This window comes from Clostridium sp. Marseille-Q7071, from assembly GCF_965112025.1.
The window spans coordinates 2180552-2207055 of record NZ_CBCOPR010000001.1 but is presented as its reverse complement, the minus strand read 5'-3'; the positions used below and the strand labels follow the sequence as shown (position 1 = coordinate 2207055).

Annotated in this window: 30 protein-coding genes; 4 read left to right on the top strand and 26 right to left on the bottom strand. The window is 28.0% G+C overall.

All coding sequences use genetic code 11. From position 1 onward, the window contains the following. The first annotated feature begins 79 nt into the window (after positions 1-79). The 3 genes from ACWPW7_RS10320 to ACWPW7_RS10310 all read left to right on the top strand — a co-directional run bounded on the left by ACWPW7_RS10320 (position 80) and on the right by ACWPW7_RS10310 (position 3814). Complete coding sequence (locus ACWPW7_RS10320; protein ID WP_454053448.1) at positions 80-1375, top strand: ATP-binding protein; 1296 nt, start codon at positions 80-82, stop codon at positions 1373-1375. Positions 1376-1377: 2 nt separating this feature from the next. Then, positions 1378-2217 (top strand): response regulator, encoded by an 840-nt coding sequence (locus tag ACWPW7_RS10315; RefSeq protein WP_291568089.1) that lies wholly within the window; start codon positions 1378-1380, stop codon positions 2215-2217. A 568-nt stretch (positions 2218-2785) separates the two neighbouring features. Further along, entirely contained in the window at positions 2786-3814 is a 1029-nt protein-coding gene (locus ACWPW7_RS10310; RefSeq protein ID WP_454053447.1) for a PTS sugar transporter subunit IIC, read from the top strand. 325 nt (positions 3815-4139) lie between these two features. Here ACWPW7_RS10310 and ACWPW7_RS10305 read toward each other — a convergent pair whose 3' ends face one another. From ACWPW7_RS10305 to ACWPW7_RS10255, 11 genes are all read right to left on the bottom strand, one after another. Further along, positions 4140-4547, bottom strand: coding sequence for a DUF3785 family protein (locus ACWPW7_RS10305; RefSeq protein WP_454053446.1), 408 nt, complete (start codon positions 4545-4547; stop codon positions 4140-4142). Positions 4548-5099: 552 nt separating this feature from the next. Then, positions 5100-6452 (bottom strand): hypothetical protein, encoded by a 1353-nt coding sequence (locus tag ACWPW7_RS10300; protein ID WP_454053445.1) that lies wholly within the window; start codon positions 6450-6452, stop codon positions 5100-5102. Between the two features lie 89 nt (positions 6453-6541). Further along, positions 6542-7948, bottom strand: a complete 1407-nt coding sequence (locus ACWPW7_RS10295) for a histidine kinase dimerization/phospho-acceptor domain-containing protein (protein ID WP_454053444.1) — start codon at positions 7946-7948, stop codon at positions 6542-6544. Positions 7949-7952: 4 nt separating this feature from the next. Next, positions 7953-8654 (bottom strand): response regulator transcription factor, encoded by a 702-nt coding sequence (locus tag ACWPW7_RS10290; RefSeq protein WP_454053443.1) that lies wholly within the window; start codon positions 8652-8654, stop codon positions 7953-7955. A 347-nt stretch (positions 8655-9001) separates the two neighbouring features. Further along, the gene (locus tag ACWPW7_RS10285) at positions 9002-9559 is read right to left on the bottom strand and encodes a hypothetical protein (protein WP_454053442.1); all 558 of its coding nucleotides are present in this window, start codon (positions 9557-9559) and stop codon (positions 9002-9004) included. 639 nt (positions 9560-10198) lie between these two features. Continuing rightward, on the bottom strand, positions 10199-10939 hold the full coding sequence (locus ACWPW7_RS10280; RefSeq protein ID WP_454053441.1) for a YebC/PmpR family DNA-binding transcriptional regulator: 741 nt from the start codon (positions 10937-10939) through the stop codon (positions 10199-10201). Between the two features lie 479 nt (positions 10940-11418). Next, entirely contained in the window at positions 11419-12069 is a 651-nt protein-coding gene (locus ACWPW7_RS10275) for a YigZ family protein (protein ID WP_454053440.1), read from the bottom strand. A gap of 33 nt (positions 12070-12102) precedes the next feature. After that, positions 12103-12777 carry a HEAT repeat domain-containing protein gene (locus ACWPW7_RS10270; protein ID WP_454053439.1) on the bottom strand — a complete coding sequence of 225 codons (675 nt, stop codon included), beginning with the start codon at positions 12775-12777 and terminating at the stop codon, positions 12103-12105. Positions 12778-13027: 250 nt separating this feature from the next. Continuing rightward, entirely contained in the window at positions 13028-13249 is a 222-nt protein-coding gene (locus ACWPW7_RS10265; RefSeq protein ID WP_454053438.1) for a hypothetical protein, read from the bottom strand. 352 nt (positions 13250-13601) lie between these two features. Next, positions 13602-15398, bottom strand: a complete 1797-nt coding sequence (gene hflX / locus ACWPW7_RS10260) for a GTPase HflX (RefSeq protein ID WP_454053437.1) — start codon at positions 15396-15398, stop codon at positions 13602-13604. A gap of 370 nt (positions 15399-15768) precedes the next feature. Then, on the bottom strand, positions 15769-15948 hold the full coding sequence (locus ACWPW7_RS10255) for a hypothetical protein (RefSeq protein ID WP_454053436.1): 180 nt from the start codon (positions 15946-15948) through the stop codon (positions 15769-15771). Positions 15949-16111: 163 nt separating this feature from the next. Between ACWPW7_RS10255 and ACWPW7_RS10250 the strand changes: the two genes are divergently transcribed. After that, positions 16112-16315 (top strand): helix-turn-helix domain-containing protein, encoded by a 204-nt coding sequence (locus ACWPW7_RS10250; RefSeq protein WP_291568064.1) that lies wholly within the window; start codon positions 16112-16114, stop codon positions 16313-16315. Positions 16316-16662: 347 nt separating this feature from the next. Here the strand turns inward: ACWPW7_RS10250 and ACWPW7_RS10245 are convergent, their stop codons facing one another. The 15 genes from ACWPW7_RS10245 to ACWPW7_RS10175 all read right to left on the bottom strand — a co-directional run bounded on the left by ACWPW7_RS10245 (position 16663) and on the right by ACWPW7_RS10175 (position 26503). Further along, positions 16663-17406, bottom strand: coding sequence for an N-acetylmuramoyl-L-alanine amidase (locus ACWPW7_RS10245; RefSeq protein ID WP_454053435.1), 744 nt, complete (start codon positions 17404-17406; stop codon positions 16663-16665). Positions 17407-17408: 2 nt separating this feature from the next. Continuing rightward, positions 17409-17828 carry a phage holin family protein gene (locus tag ACWPW7_RS10240; RefSeq protein ID WP_454053434.1) on the bottom strand — a complete coding sequence of 140 codons (420 nt, stop codon included), beginning with the start codon at positions 17826-17828 and terminating at the stop codon, positions 17409-17411. 78 nt (positions 17829-17906) lie between these two features. Continuing rightward, on the bottom strand, positions 17907-18041 hold the full coding sequence (locus ACWPW7_RS10235) for an XkdX family protein (protein ID WP_454053433.1): 135 nt from the start codon (positions 18039-18041) through the stop codon (positions 17907-17909). Next, positions 18034-18411, bottom strand: coding sequence for a hypothetical protein (locus ACWPW7_RS10230; RefSeq protein ID WP_454053432.1), 378 nt, complete (start codon positions 18409-18411; stop codon positions 18034-18036). The genes ACWPW7_RS10235 and ACWPW7_RS10230 overlap by 8 nt, the downstream gene beginning before the upstream one ends. A gap of 12 nt (positions 18412-18423) precedes the next feature. Beyond that, positions 18424-19170, bottom strand: a complete 747-nt coding sequence (locus ACWPW7_RS10225; RefSeq protein ID WP_454053431.1) for a hypothetical protein — start codon at positions 19168-19170, stop codon at positions 18424-18426. Next, positions 19151-20119, bottom strand: a complete 969-nt coding sequence (locus ACWPW7_RS10220) for a hypothetical protein (RefSeq protein ID WP_454053430.1) — start codon at positions 20117-20119, stop codon at positions 19151-19153. Before ACWPW7_RS10220 ends, ACWPW7_RS10225 begins: the two co-directional genes overlap by 20 nt. A 97-nt stretch (positions 20120-20216) precedes the next feature. Next, entirely contained in the window at positions 20217-20381 is a 165-nt protein-coding gene (locus ACWPW7_RS10215; protein ID WP_454053429.1) for a hypothetical protein, read from the bottom strand. After that, positions 20381-20725 carry a hypothetical protein gene (locus ACWPW7_RS10210; protein WP_454053428.1) on the bottom strand — a complete coding sequence of 115 codons (345 nt, stop codon included), beginning with the start codon at positions 20723-20725 and terminating at the stop codon, positions 20381-20383. The genes ACWPW7_RS10215 and ACWPW7_RS10210 overlap by 1 nt, the downstream gene beginning before the upstream one ends. A 14-nt stretch (positions 20726-20739) precedes the next feature. Further along, the gene (locus ACWPW7_RS10205) at positions 20740-21996 is read right to left on the bottom strand and encodes a phage tail protein (RefSeq protein WP_454053427.1); all 1257 of its coding nucleotides are present in this window, start codon (positions 21994-21996) and stop codon (positions 20740-20742) included. A 395-nt stretch (positions 21997-22391) separates the two neighbouring features. Further along, positions 22392-22535: a hypothetical protein gene (locus tag ACWPW7_RS10200; protein ID WP_454053426.1), complete on the bottom strand. Its 144-nt coding sequence runs from the start codon at positions 22533-22535 to the stop codon at positions 22392-22394. Between the two features lie 23 nt (positions 22536-22558). Continuing rightward, entirely contained in the window at positions 22559-24061 is a 1503-nt protein-coding gene (locus tag ACWPW7_RS10195; protein WP_454053425.1) for a phage tail protein, read from the bottom strand. Further along, complete coding sequence (locus ACWPW7_RS10190; RefSeq protein WP_454053424.1) at positions 24061-24687, bottom strand: putative phage tail protein; 627 nt, start codon at positions 24685-24687, stop codon at positions 24061-24063. Before ACWPW7_RS10190 ends, ACWPW7_RS10195 begins: the two co-directional genes overlap by 1 nt. Beyond that, on the bottom strand, positions 24680-25762 hold the full coding sequence (locus ACWPW7_RS10185) for a baseplate J/gp47 family protein (RefSeq protein WP_454053423.1): 1083 nt from the start codon (positions 25760-25762) through the stop codon (positions 24680-24682). The genes ACWPW7_RS10190 and ACWPW7_RS10185 overlap by 8 nt, the downstream gene beginning before the upstream one ends. Beyond that, complete coding sequence (locus tag ACWPW7_RS10180; protein ID WP_454053422.1) at positions 25763-26167, bottom strand: DUF2634 domain-containing protein; 405 nt, start codon at positions 26165-26167, stop codon at positions 25763-25765. Positions 26168-26170: 3 nt separating this feature from the next. Beyond that, complete coding sequence (locus tag ACWPW7_RS10175) at positions 26171-26503, bottom strand: DUF2577 domain-containing protein (RefSeq protein ID WP_454053421.1); 333 nt, start codon at positions 26501-26503, stop codon at positions 26171-26173. Between the last annotated feature and the right edge of the window lies 1 nt (position 26504).

Sequence of the window (26504 nt, the reverse complement as noted above, 5' to 3'; positions counted from 1 at the left end):
GCTTATTAAAACTATAATAAATTTTATGTTAAAATTAGCATAAATGTATTTCTAAAGTAAAATTGGAAAGGATAAAATCATGTATATTAATGATCTTACAAATAATAAAACTGAAAAACTAAAAAAAAGCATTATTGCCTCTACTTTTGTATCTATTGCAGCCCAAATGCATATAAACTTATTATTAACTAACTTTAAGATATCTATAGCCATTATTTTATTCCCTATCTTTTTATATATTTTTGAAGACTTAGATATAATAATAACTACTATTTTTTCTGCATTTGGTGTGTATTTTTTAAGAGTACTTGTACATTTTGTTAATACTGGAGTTTATCAAGATATTCTGCATGCATATTTTCCTGAAATATTTTTTTATCTTTCTTATGGTATACTTTTCAGCTTTTATAAGAAATTTAGCTCTAAATTTAAAATTAAGAAAATTTTTATAAGTTTTGTAATTATTGATTATTTAGCTAACTTAGTTGAAATAACTATAAGATTAGGTCCTGGTATTTTTGATTTTAAAATCCAACAAGGTATTTTTTTTGTAGCTATAATACGCTCTTTTCTAATTTGGGTCCTATTAACGTCTTTAGATTACTATGGAATATTTCTTTTAAAAAATGAACATGAGCAAAGATATAAAAAACTCTTATGGGTTACTTCTAAACTTAGAACAGAGATATTTTGGATGGAGAAAAATATGTATCATATTGAAAACACCATGACCACCTTCTATAAGCTTTTTGAAAAAATAACCGATAATGAAGATAGCGAAACTTGGGCAGATTCAGCTCTTACAATAGCTAAAGATATACATGAAATAAAAAAAGAATATTCTTTAGTGGTAAGAGGTGTTAAAGAGGCATTAGAAGATAAATTAAATGACAATGGTATTTATTTTAAAGATATTATGAAGATATTAAAGGAAAGTATGGAGAAAGAAGTGGAGTTCTTAGATAAAGACATTAAACTCTATTTTTATTTTGAAAGAGATTTTTTTACTAAAAAGCATTATTATCTTATGTCTATATTTAGAAATATAATCATGAACGCTATTGAAGCTATTAAAGATAAAGATAAGAGTAACTCAATATGGTTTAAACATACTGAAAATGAAATGTACCATATATTTAAAATAAAAGATACTGGCTCTGGTATAAAAGATGAACATCTTAGCCTAATATTTTCTCCTGGCTTCTCTACTAAAATAAACTATACTACTGGTGAAATTAATAGAGGTCTTGGCTTAAGTTTAGTAAAAGATATCATAACAAACGCATTGCAAGGAGAAATTGAAGTAAATTCTATAATTGAAGAAGGAACTACTTTTATCATACGAATCCCTAAAAATGTATTGGAGGAAATTTAATTATGAGATTTTTTTTAATTGATGATGATATAAGTATAATTAATATATTAAAACTTATTATTGAAGATAGAAACCTCGGAAAGGTTATTGGTTATGCAACTAATGGTATTGATGGCTTTGAAGATATAAAGGAATTAAAGCCTGATGTAGTAATTGTAGATTTGCTTATGCCCTATAAAGATGGCATTACTATAGTAAAATCTTGTAAAGAATCCAATTTAAAAATTAATTTTATAATGCTATCTCAAGTTACTTCAAAGGATATGATAGCAAAAGCCTATGAAAACGGAATTGAATTTTATATTCAAAAACCTGTAAATGCTATAGAAGTTGAAAATGTAATTAAGAAAGTAATAGAAAATATAAATATGAATAGAACTTTAGGTAAGATTCAAGATTTATTTGTAGCTGAAACATCTGTAAATATCAAAACTCCTAAAAAAGATAATACTTACATAAACAAATTAAAAAATATACTTCAAAAGCTTGGTATCATGGGTGAACTTGGCAGTAAAGATATCATTTTAATTATAGAATATTTACAGAAACATAATGAAACTATCTCAGATTACACTTTAAGAGAGCTTTGTAGTAAGTTTACTGATAATCCTAAATCTATGGAACAACGGATTAGACGTGCTGCTACTGTTGGAATGATAAATATAGCAAACTTAGGCTTAGAGGACTATATGAATGAAACATTTATTGAATATTCTAACGGGCTGTACAATTTTGAACAGATAAAAAAAGAAATGGATTGTATCAGAGGTAAAACCAATATTCACGGAAAAATTAATATAAAAAAATTCATAAACGGTATAATTTTTTATAGTGAAAGATAATACTTATACAATTGAAAATTGACGATGAACAATGAACAATTGTGGATACTTTTCCTTACGGAAAAGTTTTGAATTGATTTCCTTTAAAATATATTAAAGAAATTAGGTTGATTAAACCTAATTTCCACCATAATTGTCAATTGTCCACTGTCAATTTTCAATCGGCTAAAGGCTATGAGCTTATAAACTTAAGTTCCTAGCCTTTTTATTATTTATTTATTAACAAAATTTATATATTAATACTTTTTGAATTGTATTAATATTTAAAAAATTTTACCTTGTTTAAAAATATTTTTTGTAGTATTTTGAGTTTTTTTGTAGCTACCAAATATAATTATATTTAAATCAAATAATAAAGAAGTTTTCTATAAAAATTTCAAATAGTTATAAATATTTTGCTATATTGTATGTTTTATACATTGAATTTATTTGATATTTTTTTAACTTAATTTAGATTAAATTTTCAGATTATTTTAAAAAGAATAAATATTTACTTTTTAGCTAAATTTGTCCATGTCTAATGAATTTAAATTTATAAGATTAAAATAAATTTATAAGGAGGCCATTTATGCTTACAATTATTAAAGGAATAGGGTTATTAATTTTCACTTTAGCTTTATTTTCACTATTTAGCTTAAAAATGCCTAAAGGTCAAAAAGCTATGTCTGGGTTAGCTAATGCAGCGGTAGCAACTTTCTTAGTAGAAGCTATTCATAAATATATTAGTGGTGACTTATTAAATATTAGTTTCTTATCAACAGTTGGTTCCTCTTCAGGAAGTATGGGAGGAGTTGCAGCAGTTATATTAGTTGGCATCAGCATGGGTATTAATCCTATATATGCTGTAGTTGCCGGAGTGGCTGTATCTGGCTACGGAATATTACCAGGATTTATTGCAGGATATATAGTAGGATTGATTGCTCCATATATAGAGAAAAAGTTACCAGAAGGTTTAGATGTTATAGTTGGAGCATTATTAATAGCTCCAATAGCTAGAGGTATTGCTTTAGGTGTAGATCCTATAGTTAATGCAACTTTAATCAATATAGGAGAAATGATTTCTATAGCAGCAGAACAATCTCCTTATTTAATGGGATTCCTACTAGGTGGAATTATGAAAATGATTTGTACCTCTCCATTAAGTTCAATGGCATTAACTGCTATGCTTGATCTTAAAGGTTTAGCAATGGGTATTGCATCTATTGCCTGTGTAGGTGGTTCATTTACAAACGGAATGATTTTCCACAAATTAAAATTAGGAAGTAAAAGCAATGTTGTTGCTGTAATGCTAGAGCCTTTAACTCAAGCACATATCGTAACTGCCAATGCTATACCAATATACGTTTCTAACTTTTTTGGTGGTGGACTTTCAGGATTAGCAGCTGCACATTTTAAAATTATAAATAATGCTCCAGGAACAGCTTCTCCTATTCCTGGGTTATTAGCACCTTTTGGTTTTAACAATCCTCTAAATGTAGTTTTAGCAGTAGGTCTTAGTGTTCTAGGTGGATTACTAGCTGGTGAAATTGGAAGTAGAGTATTTAAAAAGCAAGCTAAAGCTCCTCAAAATATCAATACTATAAATGAGGTTGCATAAACTTTATATAATTAAAAATTTATAAAAATTTTGAAGACTTCTCTTTTGTAGTAGAAGTCTTTAATTTTATATATTAAAAATTATCTTTACCTTGCCAAGAATAGTAATTTCATATATGTAAGTTAAAACTTCCGAACAATGTTCACCCCTACAAAATACCGCCTATTATTAAGAATTAAAAATAAAGAATTAAGGTTAAAGCTCCAGTGTCTTTGAAGTTTTTTAAGAAATTCGCTAAAAGCGAATTTCTTCCTTAATTCTTCATTCTTAAATATTAATTCTTAATTTTTATACTTGATGCCTATAACACTTATGTAGTATTTTCTTACATATCACATTGCTCTATTTCTACCATCCATGCTCCACATTCTTTACATACAATTATACTTACTATAAAATCATTATCTATAACCTTTCTCTTATATAAATCAGTATATTTGCTTTCTTCATAATCCTTTGAAATAGTACTTATAATGTATTTATTATCTTTTGTAAATAAAAAGAAATGATATTCGAGAAAATCATAATGTTTTCTTCCCTCTCCTTTACCAGCCTCACATACATCACAACGTCCATCAAAATATTCTAAATCAAAATTAACTTTATCGCTGTTATTTAAAAGTTCTATAAGGGTTTCATACTCAAAACCTTCAATGTTTTCATCATAAATATATTCAAGATTATCTTCTTTTAGCTCATATTCTCTATTTTCAAAGTTAAATTTATATTTCATTGTAAAATCACCTCATATAATATATTAAGTATATTATATATTTTTGTCTATAATCATTTATTAAATTCTCAATTTATGTATATTTACATAAAATAATTATTCAAATTATAGAAGAATATCTTATAAATTATATATTAAAGGTCATAAACAACTTTATATAAAGAAAAACTATAATAAGATCATAGTAATATAATAGCTAAATATAAACAATAAAAGTTTAAAGAAAGAAATAGTACTATTTTCTATTATTTTATAAGCTAAAATAATTAATTTATAAAACAAATAAAAATACTATAAGAAAAAGCCCTATTAATATTGCTAATGATATTGCAGTAATTTTCCAGCTTCCAACTGTGATAAATTTATTAGGATCATATCAACTCTTTCTACATTGATCTTTATTCTTTGATGCTTTATTAAAAGAATTTAATGGCATGCTATTTCCTCCTTATGATTTATCTAATATATTAAATTTTTAGAAATTAAGCATTAATAATTTAAAATGAAAAATTAAAGCTTCTTATATTTAAACCTCTGCATAAATTTCAAATGCTAATAAGTAAACTTAGTATAATTATTAACCTTCCACTGATTGTTTTCTTGTTCTAAACATATAGATTTTGATATTTCTTTTACTTCATCTTTATTATCACTACTTTTTTTCCAGAATGTAATTTTATAAGTGTAGGTTACATAACCAGCATTTTTTTCTGTTTTCTCTAAAACAATATTATATACACTTAAAGTTTCTTTCTTAGAGATATATTCACTTAATCTATTTATATATTTCATATCATTTATTAATGTAAGTCTTGCATCACTAGTCATACAAGATGCTAGCGAATCTTCAATTAATTTAGTAGCTTCTTTTTTACTCTTGCTGTTATCCCCCAAATTTTTCATTAAATTATATTCTTTTTCTCCTACAGTATAAAATGCATCTATAAATTCTCTAGCTGCCTTATCTATCTTATCTTGCTCATTTTCAAGAGTTACCACATATGTCCTTTTCTCATAGTTATAACCTGAAGATAATTTTGAAGGTATTGATATTATGGCTGTTTTTTCATCATAATAATCCCAGCTTGTAAAAAACACACCTATAAGATTTTTTCCTTTTATAATTTCTTTGCCATCTTTAATATAATCAAAAATTAAAGGAACTATATTTTCTTCAATTATTGTAACATTTTTAATTTTTCCTTCACTAAAAGTTCCTCCATAAATATTTACATTACTAGTACTATCTTTAAGTTGGTAATAAATTATTTTATTTTCATGAGGAGATAAGCTATATATTGGTATCCACATACCCTTTTCATTTCTTCCTCCTGCTATTAATTTATTTATTGAATTCTTAGAAGCATTATAATAAAATACCCCTATGCTTTCATTATAAATTCCTCTAAAAATAATATTACCATCCTTTAGTACATTAAAATTGCATATAAAATCCTCTTTTTTAGGTAGTATAATTACAGATTCAACTTCTTTCATATTGCCAGTTCTTACCTTATAAATCCCATCCTTATCTGATACAGCATTAAAATAAATGCTTTTTCTATCATTACTTTGAGTTTGAAGATTATATGGTCCATCTTTACCTTCCATATTCAACAAATCTAATTCTTTACCAAAAAGCTTTAATTTCACGCTATCTCCATTTCTTTCTAAAACTTCTAGTGCAGCACTATATGTTGGCTGATAGGTTTCTTCATAAAATTCTCCTTTTAATGATTCTTTAGTTATTTCTAACTGAGAGTCTTCTTGAGAAGCTTGTGATAAATTTTCTTCTAAAATTACCGTATTATCTTCCAGCTGTGTACCACATCCACTAAGAAACACCATAATTGTACTTAGTAATATTATGATTTTGTCTTTTATTAGCCTTTTACTAGACTTCATTTTAAATCCCCCCAAAATTTTAACATTTCTTATATAAATCTTAACTTGTATATATTGCCATAGTTTATATACTTATTGTCAAAGTATTGCTAATTTAAAGGGATTTTAAATTTTACTAGTTTAAATTCATTATTTATATCCTCTATGGTAAGAATACCTTTGTGAAATTCTATTATATTTTTACATATACAAAGCCCTAATCCCCTACTTCCAACTTCTTTTTCTTCATTATATGCAAATTTGTTTTTAATATCAATCTCATAGTAATTATCAATAATATTTGCCTTTACTTCTATAGTACTATTAGACTTGCCATATTTTATACTATTATCTAAAAGGTTAATTATAACTTGTTTTAATTTACTTTCATCTCCATAAATATATATATTATCCTGTACATGATCCTCTATATCCATATTATATTTATTTGCTTTAAAGCTCATATGATAACACAAATCCTCTAATAGTTTAGAAAAATTGAATCTTTCAACTTCTATCTTTTTATGATCAAAAGAATCTAACTTTGATATTTCTAGAAGTTCTATAACCATTTTTTCTAATCTGCTGCTTTCATCTTTTATATGATTTATGGCCTTTTTTGAAAATTCCTCATCACTAAATTCTTCTTCACTAAGAATTTCTGCATACCCTGATATTGTGGTAAGAGGAGTTTTTAATTCATGAGTTACATTATCAAAAAATTTTTTTCTATATGCTTGAATTTCCTTTAAAGTTTCTATTTGGCTTTTTATTTTATCCTTCATGTTTATAAAATCTTCAGAAAGTTTTCCTATTTCATCCTGAGACTTTATATAAATCTCTACATCATAATTACCTTTAGCAACTTCTCTAGAAGCCTCACTTAATTTCATAATTGGATTAGTTATTTTTATGGACAAAAGATAGGAAAAAATAAAAATTATTGTAAAGGTTATTACAACAATTATTCTTACTATATTTAAAAGATTATTATTTCCCTCATATAAATAGGTATAATCCTTACTAAATCGTACTATCCCTAAGAAATTTTTATTAATATATAATGGATAAGATAGATTTACAATGGTTTTGTTTTCTATATTATTCACTAAAAAAGAAAGCTTGTCTTGTTTTGCCATATTTAAATCTTCATTACTTCCTAAAATTACATCCTCTTTAAAATTAGGAAAAACAGTAACATCTTCACCACCATAGGAACTATTCAGTATATTACCATCTTTATCATATAATGAAACATTACAATTATTTTTATCACTAAGTTCTACTATTATATCTGTTGTATTATCTTTAAAACCTTTTTCACTTATCTCTATAGAATTTAAAACAAAATACTGTGTTATATAACTTTGAGAGTTTTGATAAAGAGTTCTCATCTCTTTACTTAAAACTACTTTATTATTTTTTTCTATATTCTTACTTATAAAAAAATTTAATATATAAAAAGCTATAGAAAATACAGCTAAAAATCCTATCAAAAACTTATATTTTAACTTCATGGCTTTACCTCATCTTATATCCAACTCCAAATATAGTTTCTATAATAGAAGGATTGTTTTTATCATCCAACTTTTTTCTAAGCCTTTGAACATGGACATCAACAGTACGAATATCTCCATCATAATCCATAGTCCAAACACTATCTAAAAGAGTTTCTCTTGAAAAAACTCTCCCTTTATTTTCACTAAATAGCAGCAATAAATCATATTCTCTTGGCTTTAATTTAATTTCTTCACCATTCTTTTTTACTATTCTACTTTTAGGTATAATCACAATATTTTCTGATACTATGATATCCTTCTCCTGATATTTCTCTATATAATTATTATTAAAATTTTCTATTCTTCTCAATGCTACTTTAACTCTTGCTACTACTTCTCTAATATTAAAAGGTTTTGTTATATAATCATCAGCTCCCATTTCAAGTCCTAGAACCTTGTCCATAATATCGTCTCTTGCAGTAACCATCAAAATAGGAATCTTATATTTTACTGTTATTATCTTGCAAATTTCAAAACCATCAATATCTGGTAGCATAAGATCCAATATTATTAAATCTGGTTTAAAACTTTCTACTAAAGCCATACCTTCCCTTCCATTTAATCCATATACAACTTCCATTCCTTCTTTTCTGAAAGAATAGCACATTATATCAATAATTGATTTTTCATCTTCTATAATTAAAATTTTATTCTTATTAACCATGTCCCCACCCCATAAATATCATTATCATAATTTTACAATAAAGTTATTACCAAAGTGTATACTTGTTGGGTTTAATAATAAACGCCTTCAGTAACTGCTTAATTTATCCAATGCTCATTTACTTAAATACCACATTAGCTTATGTAACACTTTATACATACTAGCTAATATTCTCATTATTAATAATCTTTCTGTTTCTAAAAAAACAAAAAAGATTAGATTACCTAATCCTTTTATACTTTCATTAATAATTACTTTTTCTTCTATAACTATTCTTTTTCCCCTAGCTATTTATCTTTTCTATTCTATACATGCTTTCATCACTACTAATATTACTCTCATTATTATTATTTGCATTGACTACTTGTTGTTTTTCTAAGACTAACTAATGATTTTTCCTTATTTATAATCAATGTTACAAAAATTTCATATGCATCTGAATCAAATCTTAAATATGTAATTTCATTTTTATCATCAATTACTTCCATGACAGTTTCTCTGTTGTCAACAACTTCTCCATCTTTTCCTTTTGTATACATATCTCCTATCCTAGTAAAAAAATTAATATTTTTAGTTGGTATTTTTATCTTTATATATTGTTTTATTTTAAGATTTTCCGGGCTAACATTGCCAAAAAAGCATAGTTCTTTACCATCTAACCACACTTGAAAGTCTCTATTTGCTATTACTTCATTTCCATATTTAAAATGGATAATATGCAACTTAAAAGTTTCTTCAGGAATTTTATAAGTCTCTTTAACTTCCTTTTCTTCAATAACACTTTTCTTCTCTGGTTTAAATATAAAATAAATTAAAGCTACCACCATAACAATAAAAGGTATAGGGTATTTAACTATAAGTCCTATTACCAGTAAGATAAAAAATCCTTTAATATAACATCCCATTTTTAAAATCTCCATCACAATTATTATTGATATTTTTATAAAAATTTATATAGTCTATAACTTGTCCATTAATCTTTAACCATGTTTAATTTTTTTCTAACTTTAATGTAACATCTTTTCTTACCTTATTGAATAAACTATCATAATAATTGGACAACTCTTCTGAATATTTTTTATTTCCTCTAATAATCTAGTATATTCTAGCTCCTTCTCCCATAGTTCTTCCCTAAATTTTTAGATTTAGTTTTCCACTATATTAAATAAAAGTTAGCATTAAAATCAAAAATAATAATCTTTTAATTTCTCTCTTAAATTCTAAATTGCTATATCGAATTTATCATATATTTACAATGATTTCAATAGTTTCATAATTTAACAAATACTATTCTATAGAATATTTTTATTTATATATCAAGCTTAAACTCTTTTGCAATCTCTTTAAATAAAATCAAAAAACCACCTTCAATATAGATTCTTAATAAATAATCTATATTGAAGGTGGTTTAAAAATTTTTTATAAATGAAAAATCAATTAAGCAAAAAGCCTATATAACGTAATCGAACCTATTTTTAATATTTATATTAATTTTTATAATTTCTACAAATTATGAAGTCTATTGATTTATAAAGCTTCCGAAATTACTCTTCAAATCCTTCTGGGAATTCTGCATTATGATATACGTTTTGAACGTCATCGTCATCTTCTAATACATCTAACATTTTTTGTATTTTAGCTGCTGTTTCCATATCTACTTCTGAGTTAGTGTCAGCAACTAATTTGACTTCTGCTTCTAAGAACTCCACTCCATTTCCTTCAAGAGATTCCCTTACTGCTCCAAAATCTTCTGGTGTAGTAGTTACTACATAAACTTCATCTTCAAAAGCAAAATCTTCTGCTCCTACTTCTAGAGCCATCATCATTAATTCGTCTTCATCAAGGTCACCGTTTTTTTCTATAACAATTTCACCTTTCTTTTGGAACATAAAGCTCACACAACCTGTTGAACCCATATTTCCACCATGTTTTGAAAAGGCATGTCTTACATTTCCTGCAGTTCTATTTTTATTATCTGTTAGTGCCTCAACAATAACCGCAACTCCGCTTGCTCCGTATCCTTCATATGTAATTTCTTCGTAACTAACTCCTTCAAGTTCTCCTGCTGCCTTTTTAATTGCTCTAGTTATTGTATCTGATGGCATATTAGCAGCCTTTGCTTTAGCAATTACATCTCTTAGCTTATTGTTTGTTTCTGGATTTGCACCGCCATTTTTAGCAGCTACCATTAACTCTTTACCTATTTTAGTAAATATTTTACCTCTTTTAGCATCTACTTTTCCCTTTTTAGCTTGTATATTATGCCATTTTGAATGTCCTGACATTTAGTTCCACTCTCCTAACTTTATATGTAAGGCATCTAAAATAAAATTACTGGTCAGTATACTAGTTATGAAGATGCCTAAATAATGTTTTTGCATTGTATAAGGCATGTGAAAGAAAATAATAAACCAAAGATGTTAGTATATTTTAGGCATATGAAATAAAATAACTAGTTAAAGATGTGAAATATATTTTGCATCAGACAAGTTGACAGGTTTTCATGATAGTCTAGCTATCATGGAGTTCTGACGACGCAGTATGATACAAAATAGATGAACATACTGGCTAGTTATTTTTTTGAATATGCCTCATATTAGACAAGGCGTCAGGTTCCGCTCATAGTAGCACTATGGGTTGGTTCTGACAACGCAGTATAATGGAAAATAGACTAATATACTGGTCTATTATTTTTTTGAAAATGCCTAACTTTAAAATACTCCTTAAACATTATAACACAGTGATCTATCTTCTTTCAAATACCCTATATCACCTCTTTAAAAAGTCTATTTTCCATTTTAAAATAATATTCCTCTTCTTCTTCAGAAATTATTACTTTTCCATTAGTAGCCTCTACAAAGCTCCCATGTATAGTGTCATAATTTTTACTTTCACAATACATTATAATCTCAACTTTATCTGTATACATAGTATCTTCTATATGCCATTGATTTTTACCACAAATATATTGAATTTTTCCTAATAAGTCATAGTCTAGTTTTACCTTTATCTCAAGTCCCTTGACTTTTTCAACTATTCCCCCAACTTTAATAGCTTCAGATGCACCTTTGGAATAAGCCCTAACAAGACCACCAGCCCCTAAAAGTATACCTCCAAAATATCTAGTAACTACTACTGCTATATCTGTTAAATCATTTTTCTTTATAACTTCTAATATTGGAATGCCTGCTGTACCTTGAGGCTCACCATCATCACTATATCTTTGAATTCCCTTATTTTCTCCTACTATATAAGCTGAACAATTATGAGTAGCTTGTTTATGCATAGCTTTTATCTTTGCTACAAATTCTTTAGCCTCTTCTTCAGTCTTAACTCTTTTAGCATATCCTATAAAGACAGATTTTCTTTCTTCAAATTCTGAACTTGCCTCATCTTTAATGGTAAAATAACTCATATCCCTTATCCCTCCTCATAAAATATAATAAATTTAACCAATACTATCTTCTGTATCTTTAAAACTGTTTAGAAACTCTTCACAGGCTTTTTTTATATAGGGTCTATCATTAACTTTATAGATTTCCTTTATTTTTTCTATGGCTTTCTCACTCTTTATTTTCTGTAAAGATTTTATAGCATAGCTTACTACTTGATTATTTTCATCTTGAAGGGCTCTTAGAAGTGCCATTTCTCCTTTTGAATCTCCTATTTTTCCTAGAGCCGACACGGACAATCTCCTAATATTAACAAATTTATGGACTGTAGATTTTATTAAAAAATCTACTGATTGAGAAGCTCTAAGCTCACCTAGTACCCATATTCCAAATTCTTTTTCTTTTAACGATACCTCTAAATGATTTTTTAATATATAATCTATAAGTTTTGTTTTATTAACCACATCTAGACTATTTAATATATATATTCTTTCTGATTTTCCTACCTTTGATAAAGTCTTAAAAAGCTCTTCTATATTTTGGCTTTTAACTACATACCTATATTTTATTTTACATGCTATTATATGCTTCTGCACTTCAGCTTTTTGCAAATTTCTAATAATACTTATAGTTTCTATGGATTTACCTTCTAAATGTAAGAAATAAGATATCTCTTCATTACTATACTTTTCAGCAAAATTCCAATCAAACTTTACTAGACCATTATTCAATAATTTTTTCACCTCATCTTTAAATACCTTAAACTGAGAAATAAGATATTTTACATATAAAAGAAAATAACTAATCAAATATGAATCTTATATTTTACATCGAGCAATGAAACAGTTTCCCTGACAATCTAACTCTCTTGGAATTGTGATGATGCAATATGATAAAAATAAACTACATACTGATTAGTTATTTTTTAGTATGTCTTACATTTAATTATAATATATAAATTAGGAAAGTTCATGGAAAAAATTATATGATAACTTTTTTTATATTATTTCTCTCCATAAGATTACACTTGTTACATAGAAAAACATGAGTACAACTATTTCCATTATCCTCAATAGGTGCATCTGCACTATAAGGGCCATAATACTCTTGCACTCTTCCTTTATCCTCCATGATTCCTCCGCATCTACTACATATATAATTACAGTTCTTTATTTCATTGCACTGTGGACAAATATATTCCATAATGATCCCTCCTTATGGAATTATCTTTTCCATTTTTCCAATTTATAAATCTTTAGGCATCTAAAATAAAGTAACAATTTAAAGTTATGAACAAGATGCCTTATTATAAAACTAAAACTGCTAACTTTAAAATCAGTTAGCAGTTTTATTCAAGTATAGCTGAATATATATGTGCCATTAAATATTTTCATTCATAACTTGTGAATTCAATAGTTTTAATTATAATATTAAAAGACATCAACTATTTTCATATATTAATTTTTAGAACTAACATATTTATGTATGATTTTTAAAGTAAGCTATATAAAATATTATCTTTCTTCATTATAATTCTATTTTAGAAGGTGTATACTTATTCTTCAATTATATAATCTTTACATTTATTGTATACTTCCTCATCACCTTGAACCATCATAACTGTTCCTTCTTCTACATACTCTTCACTATCAACTTTTCCGTTTCTATGAAGATATGCCACAGTGCTAGAATCTGCATATGGAATTAGTACCTTAAAAGCTTTTAACTTATAAGGAAGTAATTCTGTACTTTCATTTAACAACCTTTCTAAGTTTATTCCCTCTTTTGCAGATACTTCTATTATTTTATAGTTTTTATATTTTTCCCTTAAACCCTGTAATTTTTCTTCTGAAGCTTTGTCTATTTTATTAAGAACTAATATAGTTGGTTTATCACAGGTATCTAATTCTTTTAAAACATCTTCAACAACTTCAATTTGCTTATCAGCGCTGTCGCTAGAACTATCTACTACATGCAGCAGTAAATCTGAGTAAATTACCTCTTCTAAAGTAGATTTAAATGCTTCAACTAACTCATGAGGTAGCTTTCTTATAAATCCTACTGTATCTGTGATGGTGGCTACTCTATTATCAGGAAGTAGTATTCCTCTAGTAGTAGTATCTAAGGTTGCAAATAACATATCCGCTTCAAATACTTTCTCCTTTATATTGGAAGATTTTAATGGATAAATATCGCAAAGAGTATTTCTTAGCGTTGACTTACCTGCGTTAGTATATCCTACAAGAGAAATCTTAGATATGCTATCTTTATTTCTCTTTTCTCTTTGTGTATTCCTAATATGTTTTATTTTTTCAAGTTCCTTATTCAACTCATATATTGTTTCTCTTATATGTCTTTTATCCGTCTCAAGCTTCTTTTCTCCTGGTCCTCTTGTACCTATACCTCCCCCAGTTCTTGAAAGCACTGTACCTAGACCTCCCAATCTTGAAAGCCTATACTTTAACTGTGAAAGTTCAACTTGAATTTTTCCTTCTTTTGTTTTTGCTCTTCTTGCGAAAATCTCTAGTATCAGAGTAGTTCTATCTATAACCTTTACTCCTAATGCACCTTCTAAATTTCTAACTTGCGCTCCTGATAGCTCTTCATCAAAAATAACCACATTAGCTCTTAATGATTGCCTTATTAAAGCTATCTCTTCTACTTTACCTCTGCCTATATAATAAGCAGGATCTATTTTATTTTTACTTCTCTTTTGAAGTATTGAATATACAGGAATAGCTTCACAGGCTTTTGTAAGTTCTCCAAGTTCTTCTAAACTTTCTTCATCTTCTGTCCCAACCAATATTGCCCTCTCTGTATTATCCTCAATAACATCATTTTCTTTGATAAGGCTTTCTATATGCCTAACCTTATCTAAAAACTTAAACTGCATTACATCTTCTGTAGTTTTAAACGCTAATTCTTCTTCAACTAAAATATTATTATTTACATCACAAAATCCTATATGATGTTTTAAGTTACCTTCATTATTAACTCCAATTGCAACCATAGCATCAAGCTTTAACTTAATTAATGCGGATATGTCTAATCCAGATAATTTAGGATTTCCATTAGGATGAGTATGAATTACTCTAACTCCTGATAATTTCCCTTCTTTAACATCTATTATTGGGATGTCTACGGTACTACTATCACCAATTGCAACTCCTATTATATTTCCTTTTCTATCTATAGCAACACTAATTTCTCTTTCTAAATCTAAAGTAACTTCATTTAAAAGATTTACAAGCTCTTCTGTAAATATCATATCTTTAGGTATCTTCATTTCATATATTGTATCTAATCTATTAAGTATGGATTTTTTTACACTTTCAATGTTTCCATTTATCAAAATTATCATCTCCATTTTAAACTCAAATTTGAGCATTTTTAGATATTTGAACTAAAATAATTAATTAAAACTTGATACTAATACTAGAATAAAGGCTCACTAATAATTGCATTAAAGTATTATCTTAATGCAGTATTATAAAATAGAGTATCATAATTACTAGTTATTTTCTAAAAATGTCTTATTTATACTTGCCAACTTTCATTTAATTTTATACCATCAGGCCATTGTTGTAAATACAATACAATATATGTATAATTTTTTAATAGAATTAGTAGTAAAGCCACTTTTAATATTATATCTTAGATTTTTACATATACAAAATATAATCAAGTCTATAATTTATTCTTGCATTTTTTAACATTATATTCTAAGAGTATATCATAGGATTTCTTATTATCTTATGAAGTATTCTAGACTTTTCTTTGCTACCCAAAGTTTTATTGAAATAAATTATTGTATATCCCCTATATTTTGTAATGTAATATTTAAAATTATAATCACATAATTTTACTATGTATTTTTTGTTTTTATATATAAATCCCCTCATAAATTCCCCTCCAACTCTACTTTAAATGCAATATAATTATACCTCGTGAAAGTATTCCTGACAGGAATATTTCGACATAGTCCTTTTGAGGCACAATTTATAAGTTTTATTTTGTCGTAATTTGTGTAAAAATCCAATTGATAAAACAATTCGAGGTATGATAATGTTAAAAAATGCAAGAAAATCAAAAAGAATGTCGCAAAAATATCTTGCTAAAAGGTTAGGAATAACACAATCTTATCTTAGTAAGCTTGAAAATAAAGAAAAATATAATAAAAATGTAACTATAGATTTGGTTGAACGAATAGCTGAAGAGCTAGATTTAGATAGTACAGACGTTTTTTTCTACTTCTGCCGCAGAAGTTAAACTTTACTTTTAATATTTTAAATAAATAATAACTTTCCGTTAGAATCTGCAAACTAATCTTAGCTCAAATGTAGGCATAATATAGGGAGGAAAAAGTTTACTAGAGGCTTCCATTAGAATAGACCTTAACCATTTTGTACAAAAAAGTATTAAAAAGGAGCTAGATAGATTATATAATTAAAAAGATCGAAGGAAAATTTAAAAATTAGAGTGATACGAATGATTTTAAGTACATAATTAAACTTGCGGTAGTAAATATAAGTTCTTAATATCTATAGATGTAAATAGTATTTAATACATTATATAAAAAATACGATAGTCCTTCTCTCAAGTTAAAAACTATCTTTTTACTGAAATATGTCTATATAATCACCATGTACATATCCACCATGATTAGGATAGTAAATGTGTATCCACTCCCCTTCTTTTCTGTATAATCTTACTTTTTCTCCATGTTTCAAGATACCTAATATTTTGCTATTAGTAGATTTACTCTGTCTTACATTTAAACCGTCTTTGGCAGTAACAATGCCTAGCTTTCCATCTAAAGAATACCAATTACTATTGTTAGGCATAGCTTTGCCTGTAATTCCTTCTACAATTGCATTAGCTAATCTTTCTGCACCTACTTTTTTGTATAACTCTACGTCTATACTATCTATAAAGAATAGCTCTATTAACATTGCTTTGGCCTTCGTATTTCTTATTACATATAAATTACTACCATCCTTAATTCCTCTATTATTAAATCCTAAAGCAGATACATTTTTTAAAATCCCCTGTGCTTCTTTAAGAGTTTCCTTATTATAAGTATATATTTCTACACCTTTTCCTCCTCCTGCATTTACATGTAGAGATATAAATAAATCTACATTATTAGAGTTAGCCTTATTTACTCTATAGGATAAACTTTCACCTACGCTATTAGCACTATCTATTGCACATTCTATAACTGTGTGACCTAAAATTCTTAATTTAGAAGTAACTATTTTCCCTACTTCTCTTGTAATATCCTGTTCTTTAAGTCCATTACCTACTGCTCCAGTATCATAACCCCTTAGAGTATGTCCATAATCTATACCTATTCTCATAATTAATCCTCCTTCTTAATTTCTTTTTTATTACCTTCTTTAAGTTGTAATAATGCTTCTCTTATTTTTTCTGGTATAGGCAATCCTAATGATCCACAATTTTCTAAAATAGATAACCCCTCATTTGCTATATAAAAATAACAAATAAGGGTTCTAAATATCCATTTATCAATATTTAATAACCTATCTAAGCTTACTGCAACTATTAATACTACAAATATAACACCTTTTCTAGCAATACCTTTAAGCCCAGCATTACTAGATAATTCTTTATTAAAATATGCCCTCATCCAACCAGTTGCATAATCTAAAGCCATTAGAGTAACTAATATCTGTAATGCTAAGTCCCAAGCTCCAAAGAACCATGTAAATCCTGTTCCTATACTTGCTACTATTGTTTTTATTAAATTTTCTTTTTCCATATTACATCCCTCTTTTGTTATAAAAATAGGCAAGAAAAAAAGGCCCTATGGTCTGTTATCTTGCCTTTAAAATTTAATTTATTCTGTAATATAATCCATTTCTGTAATGCTCTTAAACTCTTCTACTGTTAAAACACCCCATTTTGTAGCTTCTTTTAAATCATCTAAGTTTAAATATTTTTCACTATAAAACAATTTATAAAAATTAAACATTCTCACTGCCTCCTAATTGGGTTAATTTTATGTTTAAAGTGTTTATTTGCTCTGTTAAACTAGCTATTAAAATATCCTTCTTTTTATTTTCTATTGTAAGATTATTTATTGTTTTAATTGTTAATTCTTCTTTTGTTGATTTATCTTCTACATGTTTATGGGTTACTTCTCCATATTGTCCATAGCTCTTTGTAATAACATCTAACCAATAGTTAAGCTCTTCATCTTTACATTCATATTCAAGTTTAACAAGCTCAAAAATAGGCTCTTGTATTATTTTGGTTTTTATTTCTGTAAGTTCGCTATCAATTTCAACTTCTTTATCTCGATAGCCTTTAAGTTCGTTATTGTAATATTTTATTTTATACATAATTACCTCCTTTTATGGTATTTCAACAACCGTAAATGAGTTATTTGTACCAACCCACCACGATATATATTTCCCACCGTTAGCTTGTTCAAAATTGACTGTGACATTATTGTACCTTAAATTTCCCTGCATAGTAGAAATATTTTTACTAACTAAACTCTTGACGAAGTTATACTTAAAACCATCGCCAAAAGCGGTAGAGTTTACAGGACCTATAAATACATTACCGTCACATTCGTCACCAAAAATATTATTCATAACACTTGTACCTATTGTATTTGAGTCACAACTTCTCCCAAATGTATTATTGTAAAAGTTACTACCTATAGTGTTACTCCAACAACTTTCACCAAAAGTATTTTTATAACATTTATTTTCAAACGAATTATACAGTGAGCCTTTTCCTAAATTGTTTTCAGTGCAAACATTACCAAATGAATTACCAACGCATTCTTTGGCTAGCTTGTTATTAGTGCAGTTATTTCCAAATGAATTGTTTTTACAATCGTTCTCAAAAGTATTCCCGATATTTTCAACCCCTAAACTATTGTAAGTGCAACTATATGAAAATATGTTATTTCTACAGGTATTTGAAAGTTTATTGTACGAAGCGTATGTCGAAAAATGATTTCCGTCACAGAAACTACTTAAATCATTATAAGAACAATTATTCAACATAGTATTTTTATCTGCATTAATACCAAAATAATTATTAGTGCATTGAAACCCTATAAAATTTTCATTGCAACCAGTTCCCAAAAAAATTACTTTGGGCTTCAATAAAAATATTATCATAAGCATATTTCTGAAGAGTGTTAGTGTTACTCGTACCCGAAAAGGAGTTTCTGATACAATATTGCCCTAAATAATTTCGAGAACAAACAGATATAAATACATTGTCATGTAATGAACTAGTGCTTTCAATAATGTTTTCAGCGCAACCTGCTCCAAATGTAGGCACTTCCACTAAATCACCCTTCAACAACTCTATGCCGGGAGCTATTTTGGTTTTATCACGTGTTAACAAAGGAGTATTTAAATCTGGATAAATCTCAAAGAAAACAGCTGTATCTGTCGCACTTGTTGGAACATTTGTATTCTTAGCCACCCATAATTTATTGCCTGCTTTATATATATAACCCATCATTGCGGGTTGATTAGCGGAGTGATACACATAATCGCGTTGTGAACCATTTGCTATATAACTTGTAGGGTGTGGTTTATACCTTGCCCATAACATACTTCTCCAATCCTGTGGTGCATCATTACCAGTTACAGGGTCATAACGTCTTAAAATAAATCCGTTTCTTTCTGTTGTCTTATCTTCACACAAATTGTTATCGAAGTCATACCAAATTGTATCACTATGATATTTTGTACTATAAACAACTGGTTCAAATGTATTTACACTACTAGCTGTTAAGATTAATTCTTCTACTTCTATTTCTTTAATAACATTTGTTGTAGGCTGTTGATACTTAGTTCTATAATCTATAAGTACATATTGTGTTCCTGGAATTAATTTATTATTTTCAATTAACTCTTTTAATTCAGCATAAGTTTTTCTTTGTTGTATTATTTGTGACTCGATATTATTAAGTGTTTTATCTAATGTGTTTTCTTCATCCACATACACCGCTTTTGCATGTGTCATGGGTAATATATTGCTTTTATCTACATCTTTTAATACCTTTATTCTTCCTTGCATATTTATCACCTCTTATTCTAAAAATAGGCAAAATAAAAAGGCTATATGCCCTAATATCTTACCTTTAAAATGTATTTAATTATGTCGCAAAAATTATCTATTCTGCAACTACTCCACTGTTTACTATTATATAATCCTCTACTGCTTTTCTATAATCTTTATTTGTAACATCATCTAATAGAAACTCTCTCTTCTTTAATGGGTTTATACCCTTATTAATTATTCTTTCAGCTAAAATCCTTACTACTACATTATTTATCACTATAAAATACCTCCTACAGTTTCATTCTCTTTTAACAACAATTGATTCTCCAATTCCTCTTTTTCTCTTCTAAGTCTTTCTTCTTCTGTTTCTTCTCTTTTAGGAATATATTCTGTAATAATTATTAAGTCTTTTAATTCAGCTATATTTTTATCTTTTGTCGTATCTATATAATAATTTATTGCTTCTTTAAAATTATTATCATTATAGTCATAAGGTAAATCTATAAAATCAATTTCTTTTGGTCTTAGTCCTTCTTGTAAATCTCCTGCCATCTCTTCTAGGCAATAATTTAAAATCTTACCTGTATTTTTATCATATATAATTCTTTTTCCTATTTGCATTTTAATCCTCCATACTATTCAAAAGCAATCCATCTTAGTGCATCTCCTGTAAAACTAAATATCGTTTGAAAAGAGAATCCATTAGTAGAAACATTAAATGTGTTCGAAGTGAAGTCTTTCTGCCATACATTGAAGGTTATATTCATTGTTGTGGTATTTCCATAAATATTTTCTGCCACATAAATACCCCCATAACGATTACTTGACAAGGTATCAAGAAAAGTCACAATTACTGTTGGTCGAAATTGTAGACCTGTAACATTAATGACATTCACACCCATAGTAGCAGTACCAGTAGCCCATTTCTTCCCTGTATTAATACTAGGTATCTTATTAATTAAATTATTTAAAGTATCACTTCCACTACTACTTTGTCCTTTTGCGGTTAAATTACTTGCAAAAGTATTTTTCATGGTTTGTATTTTACTCTTCATGCTATCGAAACTATCTGTATTACTTAATGGGAAGCCGATAACAGTAGATATATTCTTCTTACCATTATCGGCAAATTGAAAAAGGTTTTGTAAGCAAGTTTGAACATCATTGCCTGTAAGTCCACTTATGCTGCTTACCCCTATGCTTTTAGCTCCACTACTTCCAATTGTAGTTGCATTTAACTCAGTTTTCTTCGCAAACTCAGCCATTTGTGACGTAACTTCTTGTAAGCTTTCTTTACTCTCATTTATCTTTGTTTCAACTTTCTCAAATTCATCTTTTATCAAAGGATGCATTTCTCCCTCAATTATAATTGTTTCATCAAGTAAATCTTCAGCATAGACTCCTTTTAAATCTTTAATTTTATTTTCTAATACTTCTACATCCTTTTTAGTTGCCATTATAATAGCTGGATCTACCTTTAATGTTACATTTGCAGAATTACTTACTTCTAATATCATTCTTATTATTAAATCTTTAGTTGATCCATCACTTATAACTGGTTTATAGGTTTCTGGGTATTTTCCTATAGCAATTAAACTGCCTTCATCGTCAAATATCCCTACCTCTCTTATAAAAAATCCTCCTACATTACCAGCAATTATTGTTTCTATAACTATCCAGTTTGGATTCTTACTATCTGTGGTTATCGAACTCACATTTCCTTTCCAAACTTCATTAACTATAGCTTCTTGATTTTCTGTGGGATTATAGTACTTTCCATTTCCATCACCTAGTACTAAGGTTGTTAAATTTAATTTATTTCCAAGAGTATTTGCATTAGCTATTTTCGCTTTTCCTATAGATGTTAATATGCTATAAAATTGTTCTGCCATTATATTGCCTCCTCTCTAGATATACTGTTATTTTCTAAGATTTAAGTTATGCCACAAATATTATCTATTGTGATAAGAATTTATTTACTCCTTCTTTTAAATTAAATAAACTTGGCACTTCTTCCTTTATTATTATTCCTACATTAATCTTTCTTACATAAAATTTAACTAGGTAGCTATCAACTGTAAAAGTTATTTCTTAATTGCTTCCTTGCAATACTGAAATAATAGAAGTTAATTTTAATATAGTAACTTCTAATTCTATTACCTTAATTTTTAATCTTCCATTTTCTTTATTAACTTAACTGTAGTCCTTTTTCTAATTCTTTAATTCTGTCTTATAAAACAGTATCCGCCGCTGGCTCATAAGTTTCTTGACTCCATTGATTACCCAGCTACTTTCTATATCTTACTGTTTCATTATATTCTTGTAATTCTATATATCCATCTGTATTATTTGGTATTCTATCTACCTTTGATTGAATTTCCATACATACATTGTTGTCATTTAATTTTGCATAATAATAAAATTTTTTCATTTTTATAATTCCTCCCTATAAACTTATACTTTTGTAATAATTGGTAAATTAACTCCTATGCTAAAATTAACTGTTCCTAACCTGTCACCTACGGGCTCCACTTCTAAAAGATAAGTATCTTCATCATTTCCTGTTACATTTACATCCATGTATACAGTGCTTGACGTAGCCCTATCTGAAGGTCCTCTATAGACAGTTGTGCCTTTCCTGTCATAAAAGATACCGTTTCTTTTTATTGTCACCCAAACTTGTAGTGATTTAAACTCATTAGTAATGTAGCCTTCTATTTCAAATATAAACCTTACGCTTCCACTAAACCCTAGTTTAATTCTATGTCTGTAGTAAGCTTGGTCATTTATCAGTTCATAATCATTTATGCTTGCTTTTTTCAGTACACTAGAAAACCAGTTCCCAGTTCCTGCAACCAGTCCATAACTTCCAACGACTCCACCAATATTAATACCATTTTTAATATTGGAAGATATTAAATTAGGAAACTGAGCTTTTACATACCCACCACTATAATATCCGTTTGGTAAATTATATTGTCCACCTTGAGTTGTTAAAGTTTGTGAAAGGCTTCCTCTATTAGGCATAGTACCGACTATTCCAGTATCATTATCGTTGCTAAATGTTTTTCCTGCTAGTACATTTGCAACGTCAGCATTTCCTTCTGCACTAGCCTTGATAAAAAAACAATTGTTTGTGGAGCTGTACCAAACTGTTGCCGCTTTTCCTGCTATTAAATTAGGGGATGTAGTGGTATTGGGTTTATATAAAGGTTTGCCATTTATAGTTGTAGAAGTTCCATTGTTATTTAAGAAAACTATAAAGGTTTTAGAATAGCCATCTACTAATGTTGGAGTATTCAGTATTATTGCTGTAGCTGTTCCACCTGCCACTTTATACGCCATATCAGCCATTAAGGACGTAACTTCTTCTAAGCTTTCTTCTATTGTTTTATCATTGTTGGCTTTTATGTCTTCTGCCTTAAGTGTGACATCACCTAGTTTATTATTTACTTTAGTTACTGGTATTTTGATGTTTTTAATTTTATTATCTAGTATTTCAATATCTTTTTTAGTTGCAATTACGCTAGTTGGGTCTATCTTTAAAGTTACACTTGAAGCATTACTTACTTCTAATATCATTCTTATTATTAAATCTTTAGTTGCTCCATCACTTACAATTGGTTTATAGGTTTCTGGGTATTTTCCTATAGCTATTAAGCTGCCCTCATCATCAAGCACACCAACCTCTCTTATAAAGAATCCTCCTACATTACCAGCTATCATTGTCTCTATAACTATCCAATTCGAATTTTCACTATCTGTGGCTATAGCTCCTACGTTTCCTCTCCAAACTTCATTAACTAGTGCTTCTTGGCTTTCTGTAGGATTATAATACTTGCCATTTCCGTCTCCTAATGCTAAAGTTGTTAAGTTCAGTTTGGTACCAAAAACACTGGCATTAGCTATTTTAGCTTTTCCTATAGACGTTAATATACTATAAAATTGTTCTGCCATTATATTGCCTCCCTTCTTGGATGTATTGTTATTTCTTCCACATCTGAATTATTAGATAATGCAATATTAAGTTTTGCTTTAGTTTCTAAAGTTTTAGCGCTATATGGATATAAAGTTATTTCTTCTCCTGCAGTAACACAACTTGCATAATAAATAGGTGATTTAATCTTTTGTACTAATGTTGAATTTAATACCATATTGCATGGAATTATATATCTAAAGTTATCTATTATTTCATTAAACGTATTCCAATCAAAAGTATTTATTTCTACTTTTAAAATATATTCATTGTTTAATAATTCTAATTTATAGTTGTCTTCTCCAAATAAATTTTTCAGCTTATTGTCTAAGAATCTATAGCTAAATGGAACTTTGTCCAATTTTCTATTTTTAATCCTTAACTTTCTAAAGTCTAAGCCTTCATTCAAGTCATCTACCCTTATTTTAAATAAGGTTTCATATTTCTTGATGCCATACTCTGTTGCAGTATCTATAAAATTTTCATTTAAAATTCTTTGTTGTCCTTTTTCTAATAATTCAAACTCTTTATCTTCTGTTTCCATTATTTCTTTAAATTCTTCTATATTTGCAATCTCTGGTGGTAGAAATTCTATTAACTTATTCATTTAATACCACCTCTTTCAATATAGGAACTTCATCTAATCCTAGAGTTAAATTTTCTTCTTTTCCATTTACTTTAGTTGTGTGTATATCTGCCACACCTTCTACATTTAAAATTCTAGCTTCAATTTGGCTTATTCTAACTATTGTATTTTCTTCCTCAGACCATTGTTTTCTAAGACTTAAGAGATAATCTTTAATAGCTTTATCTATATCCTCCTGAACTTGGCCTATGGTAACATCCCGTCTTAACACAATTTTAGTCTCTATAGTTATTTCTATATCTTCAGCTCCCTTAACCGTTACTACATGTCCAACTGGAGCTATACCTAAACCTTTCCCATTGTTAGGAATAGGATCTAAAGTAGTTTGCACTAAATCAATTAATTCTTTAGTAGGAACGTTGTAGCTACTATCTAAAAATACAATTTTTACAGTCCCTCCACCATTCCATATAGGAAATATCTTTACAGCTCCAACTCCCTCTATAGCTCTAGTGTTAATTTTGTAATCTGCTATGTTACCGCCAAATGGTTTTTCATTTAGATGCTCAATGTACCTATTAAAAAGACTTTCGTTGTCTTCTATTTCTTGTCCTGGGATAATAATTTCTCCTAAACTAGCAGTAGATAAGCCCTCTATATAATCTATAGGTATTAATTGTCCTGCTATGAAATTGCCTTCTATACCTATAGACTCGCACCTCATTTTATATGTTCCTGTGGATATCTTCTCTACAGTTATAAAATTAAAATCATCTATAGAAAATCTACTACCTATAGGAATATCTATTAAATTATTATCTTGGTCATAGAAGTATCCTTTTTTAATTGCATAAGTTGCAGCCCCTCTTTTAAGTCCTTCTTCTGCTACCCTTAAATCCAAAAACTCATCTGGCATATTGGGACTGGCAAAAGTATATTCTAAAAATCTATCCATATCAGAATACATTCTTGCAACTTCCATTGCTGCTGGAGCTAAAGCATTGTATATAATAGAACCTTCTCTTTTGTCTAAATCTCCTTGTACTCTTTCTAACATCCTATTTAAAATTGTTTCCTCTGTATATGCTTCAAACAACTATCTCACCACACTTTCAGTAAATTCTCCGTAAATAGAAAAAACTGTGAACTCAACTTGAACACAGTCTTTATCATATTTAAATATAAAATTATCAATATTGTTAATCCTATCATCTTGTAATAGTGCTTCAGTTATTCGTCTTTTAAACTCACTTTCTGCTATATCCTTTTGCTCCCCTATAAGTTCATTAAGCTCACTTCCATAGTTCCAAGAATATATCAAGTATTCATATCTTTCTGTATTTAATATTAAATATATCGCTTGCTTTAACGCTTCAGCTCCATCACAAAAACCTATAGTTCTTCCTTTTTCAAAATCTATTCTGTATGTTTTACTAGGTTCAATTATTTCTTCTAATTCTAGATCATCAGATATAACTGCTCCTTGTGGTAATATACTCAATTGTTACACCACCTTATCTAATATAATGTATTGTTGTCCACCTTGCACTCTTAACAATAAGACTTTATCACCTTGTTTAAGCCCTTCTCTTATAACAACTTTATTTAAAGCATTAGAAGTTGAACCATTAGTATAATTATGATTATGGGACAAATCTATTTCATACTTAGTTAAACTTTCAGGGATAATAAAAAATTCCTTTGGTAGTATAAGTTTTTGGTCTATCTTTATTTTAAAATCCTCTATATTTAGTACCTCACCAAAAATTATATTAACTGGATTACTTGCACCTACTGCATCTATTCCGGCTTTTTTTATAATATTTATCATTCCCAAT

Excerpts from the sequence above, each read along its gene's own strand:
- ACWPW7_RS10235 (WP_454053433.1), bottom strand. The coding sequence starts at position 18,041 with ATGTTTAATTTTTATAAATTGTTTTATAGTGAAAAATATTTAAACTTA.
- ACWPW7_RS10290 (WP_454053443.1), bottom strand. The coding sequence starts at position 8,654 with ATGGTTAATAAGAATAAAATTTTAATTATAGAAGATGAAAAATCAATT.
- ACWPW7_RS10200 (WP_454053426.1), bottom strand. The coding sequence starts at position 22,535 with ATGAAAAAATTTTATTATTATGCAAAATTAAATGACAACAATGTATGT.
- ACWPW7_RS10230 (WP_454053432.1), bottom strand. The coding sequence starts at position 18,411 with ATGTATAAAATAAAATATTACAATAACGAACTTAAAGGCTATCGAGAT.
- ACWPW7_RS10250 (WP_291568064.1), top strand. The coding sequence starts at position 16,112 with ATGTTAAAAAATGCAAGAAAATCAAAAAGAATGTCGCAAAAATATCTT.
- ACWPW7_RS10300 (WP_454053445.1), bottom strand. The coding sequence starts at position 6,452 with ATGAAGTCTAGTAAAAGGCTAATAAAAGACAAAATCATAATATTACTA.
- ACWPW7_RS10240 (WP_454053434.1), bottom strand. The coding sequence starts at position 17,828 with ATGGAAAAAGAAAATTTAATAAAAACAATAGTAGCAAGTATAGGAACA.
- ACWPW7_RS10265 (WP_454053438.1), bottom strand. The coding sequence starts at position 13,249 with ATGGAATATATTTGTCCACAGTGCAATGAAATAAAGAACTGTAATTAT.
- ACWPW7_RS10195 (WP_454053425.1), bottom strand. The coding sequence starts at position 24,061 with ATGGCAGAACAATTTTATAGTATATTAACGTCTATAGGAAAAGCTAAA.
- ACWPW7_RS10320 (WP_454053448.1), top strand. The coding sequence starts at position 80 with ATGTATATTAATGATCTTACAAATAATAAAACTGAAAAACTAAAAAAA.
- ACWPW7_RS10280 (WP_454053441.1), bottom strand. The coding sequence starts at position 10,939 with ATGTCAGGACATTCAAAATGGCATAATATACAAGCTAAAAAGGGAAAA.
- ACWPW7_RS10315 (WP_291568089.1), top strand. The coding sequence starts at position 1,378 with ATGAGATTTTTTTTAATTGATGATGATATAAGTATAATTAATATATTA.
- ACWPW7_RS10285 (WP_454053442.1), bottom strand. The coding sequence starts at position 9,559 with ATGGGATGTTATATTAAAGGATTTTTTATCTTACTGGTAATAGGACTT.
- ACWPW7_RS10190 (WP_454053424.1), bottom strand. The coding sequence starts at position 24,687 with ATGAATAAGTTAATAGAATTTCTACCACCAGAGATTGCAAATATAGAA.
- ACWPW7_RS10295 (WP_454053444.1), bottom strand. The coding sequence starts at position 7,948 with ATGAAGTTAAAATATAAGTTTTTGATAGGATTTTTAGCTGTATTTTCT.
- ACWPW7_RS10255 (WP_454053436.1), bottom strand. The coding sequence starts at position 15,948 with ATGAGGGGATTTATATATAAAAACAAAAAATACATAGTAAAATTATGT.
- ACWPW7_RS10220 (WP_454053430.1), bottom strand. The coding sequence starts at position 20,119 with ATGCAAGGAAGAATAAAGGTATTAAAAGATGTAGATAAAAGCAATATA.
- ACWPW7_RS10210 (WP_454053428.1), bottom strand. The coding sequence starts at position 20,725 with ATGCAAATAGGAAAAAGAATTATATATGATAAAAATACAGGTAAGATT.
- ACWPW7_RS10245 (WP_454053435.1), bottom strand. The coding sequence starts at position 17,406 with ATGAGAATAGGTATAGATTATGGACATACTCTAAGGGGTTATGATACT.
- ACWPW7_RS10310 (WP_454053447.1), top strand. The coding sequence starts at position 2,786 with ATGCTTACAATTATTAAAGGAATAGGGTTATTAATTTTCACTTTAGCT.
- ACWPW7_RS10275 (WP_454053440.1), bottom strand. The coding sequence starts at position 12,069 with ATGAGTTATTTTACCATTAAAGATGAGGCAAGTTCAGAATTTGAAGAA.
- ACWPW7_RS10205 (WP_454053427.1), bottom strand. The coding sequence starts at position 21,996 with ATGGCAGAACAATTTTATAGCATATTAACATCTATAGGAAAAGCGAAA.
- ACWPW7_RS10305 (WP_454053446.1), bottom strand. The coding sequence starts at position 4,547 with ATGAAATATAAATTTAACTTTGAAAATAGAGAATATGAGCTAAAAGAA.